Origin of the sequence: Schaalia sp. HMT-172, from assembly GCF_030644365.1 — a bacterium.
In the GTDB taxonomy this organism is placed as follows: Bacteria; Actinomycetota; Actinomycetes; order Actinomycetales; family Actinomycetaceae; genus Pauljensenia.
This window is the reverse complement of the sequence record NZ_CP130058.1, coordinates 671,030-687,880: the sequence shown is the minus strand read 5'-3', so window position 1 is coordinate 687,880 and position 16,851 is coordinate 671,030. Positions and strand designations below refer to the sequence as shown.

General features: G+C 66.0%; 13 protein-coding genes. 4 read left to right on the top strand and 9 right to left on the bottom strand.

Annotated elements, in window-relative coordinates:
* Positions 1-229: 229 nt before the first annotated feature.
* The 6 genes from QU663_RS02820 to QU663_RS02795 all read right to left on the bottom strand — a co-directional run bounded on the left by QU663_RS02820 (position 230) and on the right by QU663_RS02795 (position 7,989).
* Entirely contained in the window at positions 230-1,879 is a 1,650-nt protein-coding gene (locus QU663_RS02820) for an NAD-dependent malic enzyme (RefSeq protein ID WP_021611932.1), read from the bottom strand.
* Positions 1,880-2,438: 559 nt separating this feature from the next.
* Positions 2,439-3,443: a helix-turn-helix domain-containing protein gene (locus QU663_RS02815; protein WP_021611933.1), complete on the bottom strand. Its 1,005-nt coding sequence runs from the start codon at positions 3,441-3,443 to the stop codon at positions 2,439-2,441.
* Between the two features lie 86 nt (positions 3,444-3,529).
* On the bottom strand, positions 3,530-4,342 hold the full coding sequence (locus QU663_RS02810; RefSeq protein ID WP_021611934.1) for a hypothetical protein: 813 nt from the start codon (positions 4,340-4,342) through the stop codon (positions 3,530-3,532).
* Positions 4,342-5,070, bottom strand: coding sequence for an ABC transporter ATP-binding protein (locus QU663_RS02805; protein WP_021611935.1), 729 nt, complete (start codon positions 5,068-5,070; stop codon positions 4,342-4,344). The genes QU663_RS02810 and QU663_RS02805 overlap by 1 nt, the downstream gene beginning before the upstream one ends.
* Positions 5,071-5,089: 19 nt before the next feature.
* On the bottom strand, positions 5,090-5,452 hold the full coding sequence (locus tag QU663_RS02800; RefSeq protein ID WP_009058020.1) for a GntR family transcriptional regulator: 363 nt from the start codon (positions 5,450-5,452) through the stop codon (positions 5,090-5,092).
* 170 nt (positions 5,453-5,622) lie between these two features.
* Positions 5,623-7,989, bottom strand: a complete 2,367-nt coding sequence (locus QU663_RS02795) for a glycogen/starch/alpha-glucan phosphorylase (protein ID WP_021611936.1) — start codon at positions 7,987-7,989, stop codon at positions 5,623-5,625.
* A gap of 388 nt (positions 7,990-8,377) precedes the next feature.
* Here QU663_RS02795 and QU663_RS02790 point away from each other — a divergent pair, with 388 nt between their 5' ends.
* Positions 8,378-9,874, top strand: coding sequence for a hypothetical protein (locus QU663_RS02790; RefSeq protein ID WP_021611938.1), 1,497 nt, complete (start codon positions 8,378-8,380; stop codon positions 9,872-9,874).
* A gap of 321 nt (positions 9,875-10,195) precedes the next feature.
* On the opposite strand, the gene QU663_RS02785 is transcribed toward QU663_RS02790, so the two are convergent.
* The 3 genes from QU663_RS02785 to QU663_RS02775 form a co-directional block, all read right to left on the bottom strand.
* Positions 10,196-10,801, bottom strand: a complete 606-nt coding sequence (locus tag QU663_RS02785) for an LPXTG cell wall anchor domain-containing protein (protein ID WP_021611939.1) — start codon at positions 10,799-10,801, stop codon at positions 10,196-10,198.
* A gap of 201 nt (positions 10,802-11,002) precedes the next feature.
* Complete coding sequence (locus tag QU663_RS02780) at positions 11,003-11,632, bottom strand: MarC family protein (protein ID WP_021611941.1); 630 nt, start codon at positions 11,630-11,632, stop codon at positions 11,003-11,005.
* Entirely contained in the window at positions 11,629-12,477 is an 849-nt protein-coding gene (locus tag QU663_RS02775; protein WP_021611942.1) for a PHP domain-containing protein, read from the bottom strand. Before QU663_RS02775 ends, QU663_RS02780 begins: the two co-directional genes overlap by 4 nt.
* 240 nt (positions 12,478-12,717) lie before the next feature.
* On the opposite strand from QU663_RS02775, the gene QU663_RS02770 reads away from it, so the two are divergent.
* The 3 genes from QU663_RS02770 (at position 12,718) to QU663_RS02760 (ending at position 16,824) form a co-directional block, all read left to right on the top strand.
* Positions 12,718-14,178, top strand: a complete 1,461-nt coding sequence (locus QU663_RS02770; protein ID WP_021611944.1) for an amino acid permease — start codon at positions 12,718-12,720, stop codon at positions 14,176-14,178.
* Positions 14,179-14,191: 13 nt separating this feature from the next.
* Positions 14,192-15,190, top strand: coding sequence for an asparaginase (locus QU663_RS02765; protein ID WP_034481394.1), 999 nt, complete (start codon positions 14,192-14,194; stop codon positions 15,188-15,190).
* 125 nt (positions 15,191-15,315) lie between these two features.
* Entirely contained in the window at positions 15,316-16,824 is a 1,509-nt protein-coding gene (locus tag QU663_RS02760) for an aminopeptidase P family protein (protein ID WP_021611946.1), read from the top strand.
* The last annotated feature ends 27 nt before the right edge of the window (positions 16,825-16,851 follow it).

Sequence of the window (16,851 nt, the reverse complement as noted above, 5' to 3'; positions counted from 1 at the left end):
ACCCCAAGCGTCCGCCTCGGACGCTGCGACACAGATTCGACATGCTCGCCCGGCTCCGAACGACAGGCGCTACACCCGTTACGTCGCGATGCACCCGATCAGAAGGGGTGCAATGCCTACAGATCGGGTGCACCGCCTCCCACAACAAGCACAACCGCGAATACGTTCCGTCTCACAAGAAGCCGCGCCGGCTGCCCCACGGGAACCGGCGCGGCCTTGCTCTCACAATTCAGCTCTCCAGGTCCTGGTAGACCGGCTGCCACATGGCGCGGCGAACGGCCTCGACGACATCACCCGGATCCATGTCGCACTGGCCATCTGCGATAGCCTGACGGACGACGGCAACCGCGACAGTCGCCGACGACGCACGCAAGTGGTCCACCGGCGGCAGGAGGGACGCACCCAGCTCGTGCGATGTCACCTGACTGGCCACGGCCTCGGCGGCGGCCAGAATCATCGCATCAGTCACGCGAGGGGCACCGGACACGATCGTTCCCAGCCCCAGGCCCGGGTACAGCAACGAGTTGTTTCCCTGCCCGATGTGGAAGGTCGTCCCCTCGTAGTCGAAGGGCAGGATCGGAATGCCCGTGGCCACCAGCGCGCGTCCCTTGGACCAGGCGATGATGTCCTGTGGCATGGCCTCGATTTTCTCCGTCGGATTCGACAGGGGTAGGACGATGGGCCGCTCACACCCGTCGCTCAGCGCCTCGATGACATCCTGCGTGAAGGCACCGTGGTCCGTCGACGTTCCGATCAGGATCGTCGGGTGGATGCGGCGAACGGTCTCCAGTAGCCCGATCGCACCGTCCTTGCGCTCCCAGTCGGCGACCTCGGAGGCGCTGCGCGCGTAGGCCGCCTGGTAATCGGGCAGCCCCTCCATGTCATCGGTCACCAGTCCGGCGCGGTCGATCAGCCAGATGCGGTCCTTCGCCTGCTCGGGGGTCAGTCCCGCGCGCACCATGCCCGCATGGATCTGATCGGCCATGCCGGTTCCCGCAGTCCCCGCGCCGTAAACAAGGAGGCGCTGGTCCGCGAAGGTCGTGCCGTTGGTCTTCATGCCCGCGATGACAGCGGAGATGACGATCGCTCCGGTGCCCTGCATGTCGTCGTTGAAGATGCGGTACTTATCCCGGTTGTTGACGAGGATGCGGCGCGCGTTCGAAGCGCCGAAGTCCTCGAAATGCAGGAGCGCGTGCGGGTAGAGCTCGGATGCAACACTCAAGTACTCATTGACGAGGGCGTCGTAACGTTCTCCGCGCACACGACCATGGCGGTTGCCGAGGTAATCGGGGTCGTTGAGCAGCTCCTCGTTGTCGGTGCCGACGTCGAGGTTGACCGCGATGACGCGCGAGGGGTCAATACCGGCTGCGGCCGTGTAGACGGCGAGCTTGCCGACGGAGATGTCGGTGCCGTTCACACCCCAGTCGCCGATGCCGAGAATCTGTTCGGCATCGGAGACGACCAGAAGATCAACGTCATCGGGGCCGAGGCCGAGGCCTTCAAACGTGGGCCGCACATCCTCGACTCGATCGACGGACAGGTAGATGGCGCGCGAGCGGCGGTAGTCTGCGGACCATTTCTTGATGGCCTCGCCGATCGTCGGATCGTAGATGACGGGTAGGAGTTCGGCGATGTGGTCGATGATGACCTTGTAGTAGAGCGTCTCGTTGCGGTCGTGCAGCTGTTCGAGGTAGATGTACTTGTCGAGGTCGTCGTCGAGTCGACACACCTGCTTGTAGGCGCGTGCGGCCTGTTGTTCGAGCGTTTCGACAGCTGCGGGAAGACGACCCATCAGCCCGAAGCGCTTGCGCTCGTCGATGGTGAAGGCGGTTCCACGGTTGGTCTGAGGATCGGCAATGATCTGGGGTTTTGCTGGCATCAGCGGCTCCTTTCTGGGGCTGCTTTCAGCGTAAACCAGTTGCACGCCGCTGTCCCTGTCTATCGTTTGGCATTCTCTCAGCGGGCTCCCAGGAATACGCGGCCTCATGAAGTTGGCGAGGGTCGCACGGTTCGATTGCGTTGGTTCCACGCAGAAATTCACGTGCTACATGGCCGGGTTTGCTCACCCCCGGCGATCACACCTGCGGTTGGACGACCAGCACGCTGCACAGTCACCGTGTCTGGCGATACTGGTTCCGTTGGGGATGTGGCGCCCAACTCACCACCGCCTACCCCGACCGAATCACCCCCTACCTCTAACCCCCATACACAGAAAAATTGACAGGCTCCACGAGGTGTAATGCCTACGGATCGGGCGCACCACCTCCCACAACAAGCCCAATTGAGGAAACACTAGTTCTTGCTGCTCCAACGAGCCCCAACCGAGCCGCAGCCGACAGCGCTACGCCACTGAGCAACAAGCCCCCGCGCGACTGCATTGTTCCATCGGCAACCTCAAATGCCTGGTGCTCCGTCCTGCAGCGCAGAACCGCTCCGGCTCACACCCCGCCAGACGCCCCACCACCGTGCCGCGCCCGCTCACTGAAGAGGCGTTCGGTGAGCGTCCGTTCGACGACGCGCGGCAGGCGGGTGGGGGTGTCGCGGTGGCGGCTCATGGTGAGGAACAGGCGGATGCGGGTCAGCGGCGAGACGCGCACGGATTCGGGCCAGCGCATCGCCACGTACTGCACGGCATCGGTCACGTCGAGGCGCCGCGTCGAGTTGCCGACGCGCACCCACAGCTCGGCCTCGCCCTTGCCCTTGGGGCCCTTCAGGTACACGGGGCGCGTGGACGGCGGGATCGTCACCCGGCACACCTCCTGGCGCTCGTACCCCTCCTGGGGATCCGTGGCCTCGGCGAAGTCGAGGAGGGGCAGCGCAGCCGCGTTGGTCCCCAGGCGCTGGCCCCACAGGTCGCGGATCCACAGCTCGAAGCGGTCGGCGTCCGGGGTCTTGAGGGTCGCGTAGTCGGGGCCCAGCCCGATGAGGAGCCCGTCGTCGTCCACGCCGATGAGGAGGGTGCCGCCGCCGGAGTTCATGAACGCGGCGACCGTCTTGGCGATGACGGTTTCCATGGCGTCGTCACGCTTGCCGGCGCGCATGTTCCAGCGGGCGCTCGACTTGAATTCGAGGGAGTCGGATTCGCCGCGTGTGGCGACCTCGGCGATGGGGTCGAGGCCGGGGCGCGGATGCAGGTACGCGACAATCAGGGAGACGATGACGACCACGACGAGGGCCACGAGCGCGGCCACGCCGATCATCGCGGGGCGCCACATGTCGGAGGAGGAGAAGATCCAGCCTGCGACCAGGAGGCCGCCCCACAGGCCACCCAGGCCGGTGAGGGTCGCCGAGGCCGTGGACATCGTCATGCGCGAGGCCAGGAGGCGCCGCACGACCATGCCGATCACCCAGGCGATGACGAGAAGGAGGACCTGAATGCCGATCCACCGCAGCAGGTCGGGGTTCTGGGGTGTGGCCCCGAAGCGGGGTCCCTCGGCTGTCATCTGCGCTCCTCACACAACGAGTCGGCGGCGGGATCGGATGCAACAACCCTATCCCACCGCCGACTGCCACTCAGCGCATCACGCCGTCAGCGCAGGGACGTGTGCTTCTCGATCGAGCGGGAGGCCCACAGGCCCAGGATCAGGGCGAAGAGGGGCACGAGGACATAGGAGCCGATGCCGATGACGTTCGGGTGGCCGTCGGTTCCCATCGTCGCCAGGTACGAGGTCCACATGATCTCGGTGGAGAAGTGGCCGTCGGTCGTGACGGACAGCGGAAGGAAGAACGTGCCAACCGTGGAAAGCACCTGGTTGACGACGTACACCAGCACGAAACCGATAATGGGGGCTCCGAAGCCGAGGTGATTGAAACGCCCCTGGGCGCCAATCGACATGACAGCGCAGCCCTGTACGATCCAGGACATCGCAAGGATGAGCTGCGCGGCGATCATGAGGGCCACGGTGAAGGTGGGCATTCCGGCCACGACGGAACGCGGTCCGGCCGTGTACTCGGCGAGGCTGATGCCGTCGCTCCACGCGGCCGCCGACGCGACGGCAAGGATTCCGCCGACGGCCAGGGCGAGGGCCAGAAGGCACTCAATCATGACGCGAGTGTTCTTCGCCCAGAAGATGACCTTTCCGGAGATCGGCAGGCTCATCGTGAAGTAACCGCGCTGCCCGTAGAGGGTCTTCCAGTAGTCGGCCATTGCCGCGATCGCGCAGGCGACCGGCGTGAGCGCACACAGGGCGTAGGCGAGGACAGCGGTGGAGCCGCTGATCCCCGGCAGCCCCGCGGCGACGATTCCCGCGGCAACCGCGATCACAACGATGAACGCCCCGAAGGAGCGAGCGTCCGTGCGGAAACGCGAGCGGATCTCGTAGGCAAGCAGCTTGGTGAACATCAGCGGTACTCCTTCCGGAAGATGGCGTCGAGGGAATCGCCGTGGGAGGCGCGCAGGTCGTCGGCATCGCCGCGCAGGAAGACCTGCCCGTCCTTCATGAAGAGCGCGTAGTCGACGAAGTGTTCGATGTCGGAGATGAGGTGGGTGGACATGATGAGCAGCGACGCGGGGTCGAACTCGCGCAGGATGCCCTCGAGGATCACGTCGCGCGTGGCAGGGTCGACGCCGCTGATGGGCTCGTCGAGGAGGAACACGCGGGCGCGCCTGGACATGACGAGGCTGATCTGGAGCTTCTCCCCCATGCCCTTGCTCATCTCGCCGAGGCGGCGGTCGGTGGGCAGTCCGAAGAAGTCGACCATCGAGGCGGCTTTGTCGGCGTCGAAGTCGCTAAAGAAGGTGGAGTAGATGCGGATCGCGTCCGCAGCCGTCCACTCAGGGTTGAGGTAGTCGGCGTCGGGCAGGTAGGAGACGATCTCCTTGGTGGCGACGCCGGGCGCGTGCCCGTCGATAGTGACGGTGCCCTCGTAGTCGGAGAGGACGCCGGCGAGAATCTTGAGCAGCGTCGTTTTACCGCAGCCGTTGGGGCCCATGAGGCCGACGATGTGCCCGGCCTCCAGGCTCAGGCTGTAGTCGCGCAGGGCGGGGGTCGCTCGGTAGCTCTTCGTCAGGCCGACGACCTCGACGAGGCCGGGGCCAGCCGCGCTCACTCCTGTGGGTTGGGTGGTCATGAGAGTGTGTCCTCCTGGGTTACAGGTCCGCGTTCCAGCGCTCATCGACGAGGCCGTGGGCACCTTCAACATCGACGCCGAGGGCTCGGCAGGCGCGGATGAAGGCGTCGGCCGCGGCGCGGGCGTCCTCCTGGCGGAGGGCGCGTAGTGCGCTGTCGTCGGTGGCGACGAATCGTCCGGCCGTCCGCTTGGGGACGGTGAGTCCTTCGTCGTCGAGTGCGGCGAGGGCTCGCTGGACGGTGTTGGGGTTGGTGCCGGCCTCGATGGCGAGGTCGCGGACGGAGGGGATCTTTTGGCCGGGCTTCCACGTGCCGTCGGTGATGCGGGCGCGGAAGCTGTCGGCCAGCTGGATCCAGATGGGGCGGGTGTCATCGATGCGCATCGATGTGTCCCTCCTGTCTTGCTGTATTAATACACTAATACAATGACACAGTCTCGCAACTGTGTCAACCCACTAATACAGTTGACTCACAGACCGATACAAGCACTAGCCCTCAAACAACAAGAGAGGCCCGGAACCATGCGGTTCCGGGCCTCCCCTACGCGAGCGCGTCAGGTGATCGGCTCACCCTCAATCTTCCAGACCTCGCGAGCGTAGTCGGAGATCGTGCGGTCCGAGGAGAAGCGGCCGGAGCGGGAGATGTTCGCCCACACGCGAGCATTCCAGGCCTTCTGGTCGCGGTAATCGGCGGCCATGCGATCCTTGGTCTCACGGTACGCGGCGAAGTCGCCCAGGACGTAGTACACGTCGGCCGGATCGTAGCCACCCTCGAGGATCGAGTGGCGGATGTCGTGGAACCAGCCGGAGTTGGAGTCATCGAGCGTGCCGTCGGTCAGGGCGTCGATGACGCGCTTGAGGCCGGGGACATTCTCGTAGTGCCAACGGGGGTCGTAGTGACGACGCAGCTCGGGCAGCTCATCGTCGGTCGCGCCGAAGATGTAGGCGTTCTCATCACCCACGGCCTCGAGAATCTCGACGTTCGCGCCGTCGAGGGTACCCAGGGTGAGGGCGCCGTTCATCATGAACTTCATGTTGGACGTGCCCGAGGCCTCCTTACCGGCCATCGAGATCTGCTCAGAGACGTCGGCGGCGGGGATGATGTGCTCGGCGGGCGAGACGTTGTAGTTATGGACGAAGACGACCTTGATGCGGCCGTTGATGTCCTCGTCGTTGTTCACCAGCTCGCCAATGGCATTGATGAGCTTGATGATGGCCTTCGCGCGAATGTAGCCGGGGGCGGCCTTCGCGCCGAAGATGAACACGCGGTTGGGGGTGTCCAGCGTCGGGTCATCCTTCATGCGGAAGTACAGGTCCAGGACGTAGAAGGCGTTGAGCAGCTGACGCTTGTACTCGTGCAGACGCTTGATCTGCACGTCGAAGATCGAGTCGGGGTCGATCTCGACGCCCTCGCGCTCCTTGATCCACGCGGCGAAGTCGACCTTGTTGGCATGCTTGATCTCGCCCAGGCGCGTGAGCACGTCGTCGGTGCCGGCCTCGGTGAAGTCAGAGAGCACGGTGAGGTCGCGGACCCACGCGTCGGAGCCGGTGACCTCGTCGAGGAGGGCGGCCAGGCGGGGGTTGCACTGCTTGAGCCAGCGGCGCGGGGTCACGCCGTTGGTCTTGTTGTTGAAGCGCTCGGGCCAAATCGCGTACCACTCCTTGAGGGTGTCGCGCTTGATGATCTCCGTGTGGAGGGCGGCGACGCCGTTGATGGAGTAGGACGCGTAGCAGGCGATCCAGGCCATGCGCACGGTGTTGCCGGAGACGGGGGCCATGTAGTCGATGGTGTCCTGGTCGAGGCCGCGCTCGGCCATGTCGATGCGGAAGCGGCGGTCGATCTCGCGGACAATCTCGGCGATGCGCGGGAACAGGCGGTCGAAGATGTGGATGTCCCAGGTCTCGAGGGCCTCGGCCAGAACCGTGTGGTTCGTGTAGGCGAAGGTCTTGGAGACAACCTTCCAGGCCTCTTCCCAGCCGAGGCCGTGCTCATCCATGAGGATGCGCATGAGCTCGGGAATGGCGAGGACCGGGTGGGTGTCGTTGAGCTGGACGGCGTTGAACTCGGCGAAGCCGGTGAGGTCCTCGCCGTGGTGACGCACGTAGTTCTCGACGATCTCCTGTAGGGAGGCGGAGCAGAAGAAGTACTGCTGGCGCACGCGCAGGACCTTGCCCTCGAACGTGGTGTCGTTGGGGTACAGGACGCGGGAGATGTCCATGGTGCGCTCACGGTCGATGATTGCGTCGGTGAAGCGCTGGGAGTTGAAGGCGTCGTAGTCGAACTCTTCGATGGGCTCGGCCTTCCACAGGCGCAGGGTGCCCACGTTCTTGGTGCCGTAGCCGGTGATCGCGATGTCGTAGGGGACGGCGCGCACGGTCAGGTCGGCGTAGGAGACGATGCGAGCGAGCTCCTCGCGGCGGGTGACGAAGGGGTACCCCTCCTCCATCCACGGGTCCGGATGCTCGGTCTGGAAGCCATTGTCGAAGAGCTGCTTGAACAGGCCGTAGCGGTAGAGGATGCCGTAGCCACGCACGGGCAGGTCCAGGGTGGCGCAGGAGTCGAGGAAGCAGGCGGCGAGGCGGCCGAGGCCACCGTTACCGAGGGAGGCGTCCGGTTCCTCTTCGAGGACCTGGCCGAGGTCGAGGCCGTAGGCGGCCAGGGCTTCGCGAGCCTTCTCGACGAGGCCGAGGTTCGAGAGGTTGTTGAGCAGGGCGCGGCCCATGAGGAACTCAGCGGAGAAGTAGTGTTCCTGACGGCCCTTGGCGTAACGCTCGTTGGTGGCGGCCCAGTTGTCAGCGATCTGATCAACGATGGCAGCGGACAGACCCTGCCACACCTCCATCAGAGTCGAGTCTTCAACGGGGCGCCCGGAGGTCGCACGCACGTGCGAGGGCAGCGACTGCGTCAGATCCAGCGTCATATGACTTCCTTTTTTGTGTCTATGCCCTCCCGCCAAGCGGCGAGTCCTGGATAGGGATCGGGCCTCACCTTAGAGATTACCGATCTGAGCAGCTAATTCCCTGTTGTGACCACCCTCTGGGAGATTCACCACCCCCGCCCACGTGACCGACTACACCCCCAGGAACGACCCCATGACTAAAGACCCAGATTGGCACGCATTTGCGGACAACAACCGTTTCCCCACCTGCACCAAGGCAGGTAACAATCGCCCGGTGATGTTTCACAACCCTGAGACACGGTCAGCATTCATCGACTAAGGTTCTCATGTAACCAATGCTGTCCGGCCTCTCGTCACGCCACAAGGACAGCATTCGTGACAAAACATCCGTATCGACACGAGGAGAACGATGAAACTGACGCATAGGTTGACCATCGCGACAGCTCTGAGCGCCACGCTCGCCACCGCCCTGATCGCAGGCCCCGCCATGGCCTCACCCTCCGACGAGAACGTACCCACGGGTCCCGGCACCGCTAACGGAGACAAGTCCACCGCGTGCCGCGCTGACTGGACCGCCTCCGCTATCCTCGACACGGACATCCTGGCCCACCACCCCGAGCTGGTGAACCCTGCCGACATCACTCGTAACGCCGACGGCTCCGTCAACAAGATCGCCACCGGTTCGAACAACGGCTACACCTCGAAGATCTCGACCAACTTCAACACCGAGACCTACAAGGCCCCGGGCATGTTCGAGGCCAACCACTGGATCGCCGGCTCCATGCAGAACTGGCGTTTCCCCGTTGCCACGAAGAACAAGCTGGCCGCCGGCACGACGATCACCGTCGACCTGCCGGACGACATGACCAACACTGCCTTCATCGGCAAGCTTGAGACCCGCGCGGGTCTGAACGCCTTCATGCAGGCCTGGGGCCCGCGCGAAGCCGAGTACACGTGGAACGACGGCGACTTCACGGCCACCCTGACGGATGAAGCGAAGAACATCTGGACGATCACGCTAAACAAGGGCCTCGACGCCAACACCGGCACGATCTTCCAGTTCACGGGCACCTTCCCCACCGGCGCCGAGTCCTCGACCGCGTCCGCTAACCTGGTCGGCGCCCAGTTCCCGGCCGACGGCCAGGTGTGCGGCGACCTGCCCACACCCAAGACCCCCGAGCTCACCCAGTGCCAGATCACGACCGTGGACCGCACCGTGTGGAGCCCCTACTCGCGCGACATCAACGAGCGCTCCAAGTACGCGGGCTCCTGGGGTTCGGAGGAGCCCAAGTGGGGCGAGGCCAACGCTGACGGCTGGTTCACCTCCCGCGGCGAGGCGAAGGCCGGCGACTCGCGCACCCTGCGCCTGTACGGCGCGACCCACAAGGACATCACCAACGCGACGCTGACGATCAAGGCCGTCCAGGGCCTGAAGTTCGACGCCTCCACGATCAACACGATTTCGACCCCCGGCGCCGGCGCGCTCAAGGGGAATGGCTTCACGAACTCCGTCGAAGGCCTGGGCGAGATCAAGGTCAGCGAGGACGGCAAGACCATCACCGTCACGATCGCGCACATGCCGGCCAACTCCGCCTTCTCCTTCAACATCAACGGCACCCTGACCGGCGAGACCCTCGAGAACTCCCCGGTCCTGGCTCCGATCGTCCTGCACAACTGGCTGACCGGCACGGACAGCGAGTGCACGGTTCCCACCGAGGAGCCCACCACGCCGGCGCCGTCGGATTCCCCGACGCCCGAGCCGACCACCCCCGCTCCCGCCCCGTCCGCAACCCCGAGCGACAACCTTGCTCGCACGGGCGCTGACACCCCGATGCTGGCCGGTGCGGCCATCATGGCGGGCCTGGCAGGCCTCGGAGCTGTGGCTCTGCGCCGTCGCCAGCGCTGACAGATTGTCCCCCGCAGGGTGCGTCCCTGCGGGGGCACTGCCCGCAGGGACGCATATACAGGAAAGTGGCACCCCTCGATGGAGCGGTGCCACTTTCCATCACCGGTTCATCATGAGGGCTCAATTCATGGTGACTTTCGGTACCCCTATTGTGCATGTGACCCACACTTCATTTCAAGGCGAGAGCGGTATCTTTCGTTGCAAATCTGCGGATCAATACTGCACATCCGTTCACAAATGCGCGACGACGTGCGAAAACTAGACACAACGCGGGCCCGCTCTCATCGAGCGGGCCCGCGGAGTTTGTCAGCAGACAGCGACTCAGTGACGCTTGCGAGCGATCACGAGGGTCACGCCACCGGCCAGGGCGATGACGCCCGCGCCCGCGGCGATGGTCGCGGTGGAGCCAGTGTTCGCCAGGGTCGGGTTGGAGGCGGAGGCCGGAGCGTCGGAGTTTGCCTCGGCGGGCGCGTTCGCGCCGCGGATGCCGCCGCGCGCACTCACGGGGGCAGGGCCATTGCCGGTAGAGATCTGGCTGCGCGAGGTCACGCCGGAGCCACCGACGGTGCCGGAAGCGGCGCCAGCGCCGGCGCCCGGGTTAACAACGGGCGCCTCGGTACCGGGCTGATCGGTGCCGGGAACCTCGGCACCGGGGTTCTCAGGGCTGGGGGTCTCGCCACCGGGGGTCTCGTCGCCGGGAACCTCGGGGCTGGGGGTCTCGTCGCCGGGGACCTCAGGGCTGGGGGTCACGTCACCGGGGACCTCGGGAGTGGGAGCGGAGGGCTCCTCCGTGGGCTGGCCGATGCTCGGGTTGTTCTTCACGGGGTCGCCGTTGGGCGTCTCGGCAGCGAAGGCCACGCCAGCGGAGGCAGCGATGATGCCGAGGGCCGCGGTGGCGGCGAACAGAGACGAGGTCGTCTTCTTCATTGTTTCTCCTGGAGCGGATGTGATGCGGGATGAATGCGTGACCCTGACCAAGACGGGTCGCGGCATGTCACGGCGTTCAGCCTTACCCTACAACACTTCCTGACCATCGAGAAGACTTTTTTCAAAATCACACTCCGTGTCGCCAGGCATTCAGCGCCATTTGAGATCAAATACCCGGTAAGCTTCGAGTATAACAGCAGGTCAGGACCCCTGCGCTGACGCGATAAACTTGAAGATGCCTTCCATAATGAGCTGCGTCGCAATCGCCGCCAGCAGCAGACCTGAGATCTTGGTCAACAGCATGATGCCGCCGGGACCGAGCAGCCGGGAGAGCATCAGCGAGAAACGCATGGTCAGCCACATGACGACGTGCGCCAGCACGACGGCCACCACGACGGCGATCCACGAACCGAGGTTCGATCCGGCCTGGCCGACGGCCACCATGACGGCGACGATCGATCCAGGGCCGGCGAGAAGCGGCGTCCCCAGCGGGACGAGTGCGACGTTCACGCCCTCGTCGCCCGTGTCGGGAGTCGAGGAGTCGGTGCCCATGAGGAGCTCCATGGCGACGAGGAAAAGCAGCACGCCACCGGAGAGCTGGAGGGCCTCCATCGAAATGTGCAGCAGGCGCAGGATCTGTCCGCCGAGGATCGCGAAGGTCAGGATCACTCCGAAGGAGACGGAGGTCGCCTGGACCGCGGCCCGTCGCTGCTTGGGCTGAGAGTAGCGGGAGGTGAGCCCCAGGAAGATCGGTACGGTCCCGATCGGGTCCATGATGACCGTCAGCGTCGTGAAGGCCGTGGCGAAGAGCGCGACGTCGAAGAGGCTCACGGACGCACCACCTCGATGCACCCCTGAGCGACGACCTCGGCGATCACGTCGGGGTCGGTCGTGTTCTCACCGATGCGGTTGGGTTTACCGGTGCCGTGGTAGTCGGAGGAACCAAACATCGCCAGGCCCATCTCACGGGCCATCCGCTCGACGTCGGCACGATCCTCGGGCCCATGGTCACGGTGGTCGCGCTCGATGCCGAAGAGGCCCGCCGCCGCCATGTCGGCGATGACGGCCTCGGGCAGCAGGCGCTGGCGCTTGCGGGCCCGGGGGTGGGCGAGGACGGGCACTCCCCCGGCCTCGCGCACGCAGCGCACGGCCTCGACCGGGTCGGGTGCCCAGTGGTGCACGTAGTAGGGGCCGGAGGGGTGCAGGGCCTCAACGAAGGCTGCGCTGCGGTCGGGGAAAGCCCCGGCGGCCACAAGCGCGTCGGCGATGTGCGGGCGCCCCACGGGTCCACCCTCGGGCGCGAAGGCGACCACGTCCTCCCAGGTAATCGGATAGTCGGCCGCGAGGTTCGCGACCATGCGCTGGGCCCGGGTTTCACGGTCCTCGCGGATCCGGCGGAAATTCTCGACGAGGCCGGGGCTGGTCGGGTCGAAGAGGTAGGCCAGCAGGTGCACGGTTATACCCGAGGCGGAGCACGACATTTCGGCGCCACAGATGAGGCTGACGCCGGTATTCGCAACGGCGGCCGCGGCCTCGTCCCACCCGGCCGTCGTGTCGTGGTCGGTCAGCGCGATAGCGTCGAGCCCGGCCTGCGCGGCGATAGCGAGGAGCTGCGCGGGAGTGTCGGTTCCATCCGAGTACGCGCTATGAGTATGGGGGTCTATTCGCTTCACCATCTGAGATTACCGCATTAATCAGATCACACCACCGCTTCGTGCAGGCTTGATCCGCGAGCGCGCCCACCCTTGGCGCAATCCCTTGATTTTGCAGCGCGCACCCACGACCACGCGCACGTCATTTCGCTGACCACAGGCAGTTTTGGAGAATCCGTCCCCCTCCGGCGAGGCGCCAATCACTGTAGGAAACTGACTGAGAGTGGCCGTTTGGCCTCCCTCAACACCGATTGGAGTACACGCGTGTCTGACAAGGATCAGACCCAGGTGTCCACCGCGACCGACGCGGGAGACGCCGGGTACAACAAGGCTCTGAAAAACCGACACATCCAGATGATCGCGATCGGCGGTTCGATCGGCACCGGCCTGTTCCTGGGCGCCGGCGGCCGTCTGGCACAGGGCGGCCCCGCGCTGGCTTTCGCCTACGCGGTGTGTGGCGTCTTCGCGTTCCTGATGGTCCGCGCCCTCGGAGAGCTCGCGGTGCGTCGCCCCTCCTCGGGCGCGTTCGTGTCCTACGCCCGCGAGTTCCTGGGCGAGAAAGGCGCGTTCATCACCGGCTGGTTCTTCTTCCTGGACTGGGCCGTCACCGTCATGGCTGACATCACCGCCGTGGCCCTCTACATGCACTACTGGAAAATGTTCGAGGCCATCCCGCAGTGGGTGATCGCCCTCATCGCGCTGGCCCTCGTGTTCGTCCTGAACATGCTGAGCGTCAAGGCCTTCGGCGAGGCCGAATTCTGGTTCGCGATGATCAAGGTCGCGACGATCCTCATCTTCATGGCTGTCGCCATCTGGGCGATCATCACGCAGGCGCACGTCGGTGATTACTCCGCGGGTGTCCACAACATCTCCGAGTCCGGCGGCTGGTTCCCCGAGGGCCTGGCCCCCGTCTTCGCCCTGACCTTGGGCGTCGTCTTCGCCTTCGGCGGCACCGAGATGGTGGGCGTCGCGGCAGGTGAGGCCAAGGACGCCGCCACGATCCTGCCCAAGGCCATCAACTCGATGGTCATCCGTATCTTCTTCTTCTACGTCGGCTCGGTCGTTCTCTTCGCCCTGGCGCTGCCCTACAACGCCTACTCCTCGAACGAGTCCCCCTTCACGACGTTCTTCTCCGGCATCGGCGTGCCTCACGCCGGCGACATCATGCAGGTCGTCGTCCTGACTGCGGCGCTGTCCTCCCTCAATGCGGGCCTGTACGCGACCGGCCGCACACTGCGCTCGATGGCGCTCGTGGGCGAAGGCCCGCGCTTCGCGTCCCGCCTCAACAAGCACCACGTGCCCTACGGCGGCATCATCATCACCGCGTCGCTGGGTCTGCTCGGCGTCCTGCTCAACGCCTTCGTCCCGAAGAATGCCTTCAACATCGTCATGGACCTGGCGGGCATCGGCATCGCCGGCACCTGGGCGATGATCCTCATCTCGCACCTGGCGTTCCTGCGCAAGGTCAAGCGAGGCGAGGAAGCGCGCCCCGAGTTCCGCATGCCCGGCGCCCCCTACACCAACTACCTGGCGCTGGTGTTCTTCGCGGTGGTCGTCGGCTCCAACGTCACCTCCGAGTCGGGCCGCTGGACCCTCGCGCTCTTCGGCGTGGTCGTCGTCCTCATGGTCGCCGGCTGGTACTACGTGCGTGGGCGCGTCGGCAGCCTGACCGACGAGGCCGCCGCCTCGCTCCAGGGCGACGAGACCCTGGTGTCGGGCGACTAAGAAAGGACTCACCGTGCGTCTTCACGTCACGTATGCCGGTGGAACCATCGGCATGGTCGACTCCCCCGAGGGGCTGCGTCCCGGCGCTGACCTGCAGGGGTGGTTCGGCTCCCAGCTCGAGGGTATCGAGCTGGCCTCGAACATCACAATGTCGACGCTGGACCCGCTCATCGACTCCTCGGAGGCCACCCCGCAGGACTGGCAGGCCATCATCGACGACATCAACGCGCACGCGGGCCAGGCCGACGCCTTCTTAGTCCTGCATGGCACGGACACGATGGCCTACTCGGCCGCCGCCCTGTCCTACGCGCTGGCGGACCTGGGCAAGCCGGTCGTCCTGACCGGCTCCCAGTACCCGCTCGGCGTCGTCGGTTCGGACGCGTCGGCGAACGTCACCGGAGCGCTGCGCGCGGCGATTTCACCGCACGCTCAAGGCGTCATGCTCTTCTTCGGGCACAAGCTCCTGGCTGGCAACCGCGCCACCAAGACCTCGTCGTGGGCCTTCCGCGGCTTCGAGTCCCCCTCCGTGTCCCCCATGGCACGCACGGGCGCGCCGTGGCGCTGGTACGGCACGCCGAGCGCGGGCACCGGCTGGCAGGATCCCAGCCCCTACACGCGCCAGGACGTCGCCGTCATCGACGTGGTCCCCGGCATGAGCGCCGCGCGACTGCGCGCCATGACGACGCCCCACCCGGACGCCCTCATCCTGCGCACCTTCGGCGTGGGCAACATCCCCGCCTCCGAGCCCGGGCTCGTCGCGGTCCTGGAGGAGCTCGCCCGGGCCGACGTGCCGATCATCGTCGCCTCCCAGTGCTACCAGGCAGAAGTCATGCTCGGCCACTACGAGGCCGGCAACGCCCTCGCCCAGCTGGGCGCGATCGGCGCGCACGACATGACGCTCGAAGCCCTCTACGCGAAAACCGTGTTCCTCCTCTCCCAGGGCATGCGCGGCGCGGACTTCACACGCTGGATGGACCGCTCCATCGCGGGAGAACTCACCCCCCAGGACTGAGCCGCTCCCTCCCGACCCGGCCCCGGCCTCGTCCCACGCGCCCACGCGACGCACAGGAACGAGGCCGGGGTTCCTCATGACCATCGGGACCGCCCGAGCGGGCGGGCGGCCGTAGAATGGGACCCATGAGCGAAGAAGAATCCCAGTCAATGGCCGACCGAGGCGAAAGCCGATCCCGTCAACCCCAATCCTCCGCGTTCCGCGAGTTCATCGGCACCGGATGGGCACCGCGTCCAACCCAGCTGCCCGAACGCGAACGCGTCGCCGACTTCCTTCGCAACCGCGCCCTCAAGGCCGGCGCGCCCTTCCCCGGCGAGCGCCTCGTCATTCCCGCCGGCCCCTACAAGGTCCGCTCGAACGACTGCGACTACCGCTTCCGCGCGCACTCCGCATTCGCGCACCTATCGGGCCTGGGCGCCGAAAAGGAACCCGACACTGTCCTGGTCCTCGAACCGGGCGAAGACGGCACGCACACGGCCCTGCTCTTCTTCAAGCCCCGCGCCTCGCGCTCCTCCAAGGAGTTCTACGCCAACCCGCGCTACGGCGAATTCTGGGTGGGCGCGCGCCCCTCGCTCGAGGAGCTGAGCGCGCAGACCGGCCTGGAGACCCGCCACATCGACACGCTGCGCGACGCCCTGTCCAAGGACGCGGGCCAGGTGAGCCTGCGCATCGTGCGCGGCGTGGACGCCCAGATCGAAGACATGGTCAACGAGATCCGCATCCAGGCGGGCCTGCCGTTTGGCGACGACGCGCGCGCGGAAGACGAGGCCCTCGAGGAACACCTCTCCGAGATCCGCCTCATCAAGGACGCCTTCGAGCTCGAGGAGATGATCCGCGCCGTCGAGGTCACCAAGGCCGGCTTCGAAGACATCATCCGCGTCCTGCCGCGCGCCGTGGGCCACCGCCGCGGCGAGCGCGTCATCGAAGGCGCCTTCGCGGCCAACGCCCGCGAGGAAGGCAACGGCCTGGGATATGAGACCATCGCGGCCTCCGGCAACCACGCGAACACGCTGCACTGGATCGACAACGACGGCGAGGTGCGCGAAGGTGACCTGGTACTCGTCGACGCCGGCGTCGAAGTCGACTCCCTGTACACGGCCGACATTACGCGCACGCTGCCCGTCAACGGCCGCTTCACCGAGGTTCAGGCCCGCGTCTACCAGGCCGTCCTCGACGCCTGCGAGGCCGCCCTGGCGCGCGCCAACCAGCCGGGCTGCCGCTTCAAGGACGTGCACGACGCCGCCATGGAGGTCATCGCCGCCCGCCTGCACGAGTGGGGCATCCTGCCCGTCACCCCCGAGGAGTCGCTGTCCCCCGAGGGCCAGCAGCACCGCCGCTGGATGCCGCACGGCACCAGCCACCACCTCGGCCTGGACGTGCACGACTGCGCCAAGGCCCGCGCCGAGCTCTACCAGGGCGCGCTACTCGAACCCGGCATGGTCTTCACGATCGAACCGGGCCTGTACTTCCGCGCCGACGACCTGCTGATCCCTGAGGAATACCGCGGGATCGGCGTGCGCATCGAGGACGACGTCGTGGTGAACGCCGACGGCACCGTCACCCGCATCTCCGAGGACATCCCGCGCACGATCGCGGACGTCGAGGAGTGGATCGCGCGCATTCAGGGACGCTAAGAGCGCCCCGCGCGGTTTTTTCGCTGG

Excerpts from the sequence above, each read along its gene's own strand:
- QU663_RS02820 (WP_021611932.1), bottom strand. The coding sequence starts at position 1,879 with ATGCCAGCAAAACCCCAGATCATTGCCGATCCTCAGACCAACCGTGGA.
- QU663_RS02815 (WP_021611933.1), bottom strand. The coding sequence starts at position 3,443 with ATGACAGCCGAGGGACCCCGCTTCGGGGCCACACCCCAGAACCCCGAC.
- QU663_RS02810 (WP_021611934.1), bottom strand. The coding sequence starts at position 4,342 with ATGTTCACCAAGCTGCTTGCCTACGAGATCCGCTCGCGTTTCCGCACG.
- QU663_RS02805 (WP_021611935.1), bottom strand. The coding sequence starts at position 5,070 with ATGACCACCCAACCCACAGGAGTGAGCGCGGCTGGCCCCGGCCTCGTC.
- QU663_RS02800 (WP_009058020.1), bottom strand. The coding sequence starts at position 5,452 with ATGCGCATCGATGACACCCGCCCCATCTGGATCCAGCTGGCCGACAGC.
- QU663_RS02795 (WP_021611936.1), bottom strand. The coding sequence starts at position 7,989 with ATGACGCTGGATCTGACGCAGTCGCTGCCCTCGCACGTGCGTGCGACC.
- QU663_RS02790 (WP_021611938.1), top strand. The coding sequence starts at position 8,378 with ATGAAACTGACGCATAGGTTGACCATCGCGACAGCTCTGAGCGCCACG.
- QU663_RS02785 (WP_021611939.1), bottom strand. The coding sequence starts at position 10,801 with ATGAAGAAGACGACCTCGTCTCTGTTCGCCGCCACCGCGGCCCTCGGC.
- QU663_RS02775 (WP_021611942.1), bottom strand. The coding sequence starts at position 12,477 with ATGGTGAAGCGAATAGACCCCCATACTCATAGCGCGTACTCGGATGGA.
- QU663_RS02760 (WP_021611946.1), top strand. The coding sequence starts at position 15,316 with ATGAGCGAAGAAGAATCCCAGTCAATGGCCGACCGAGGCGAAAGCCGA.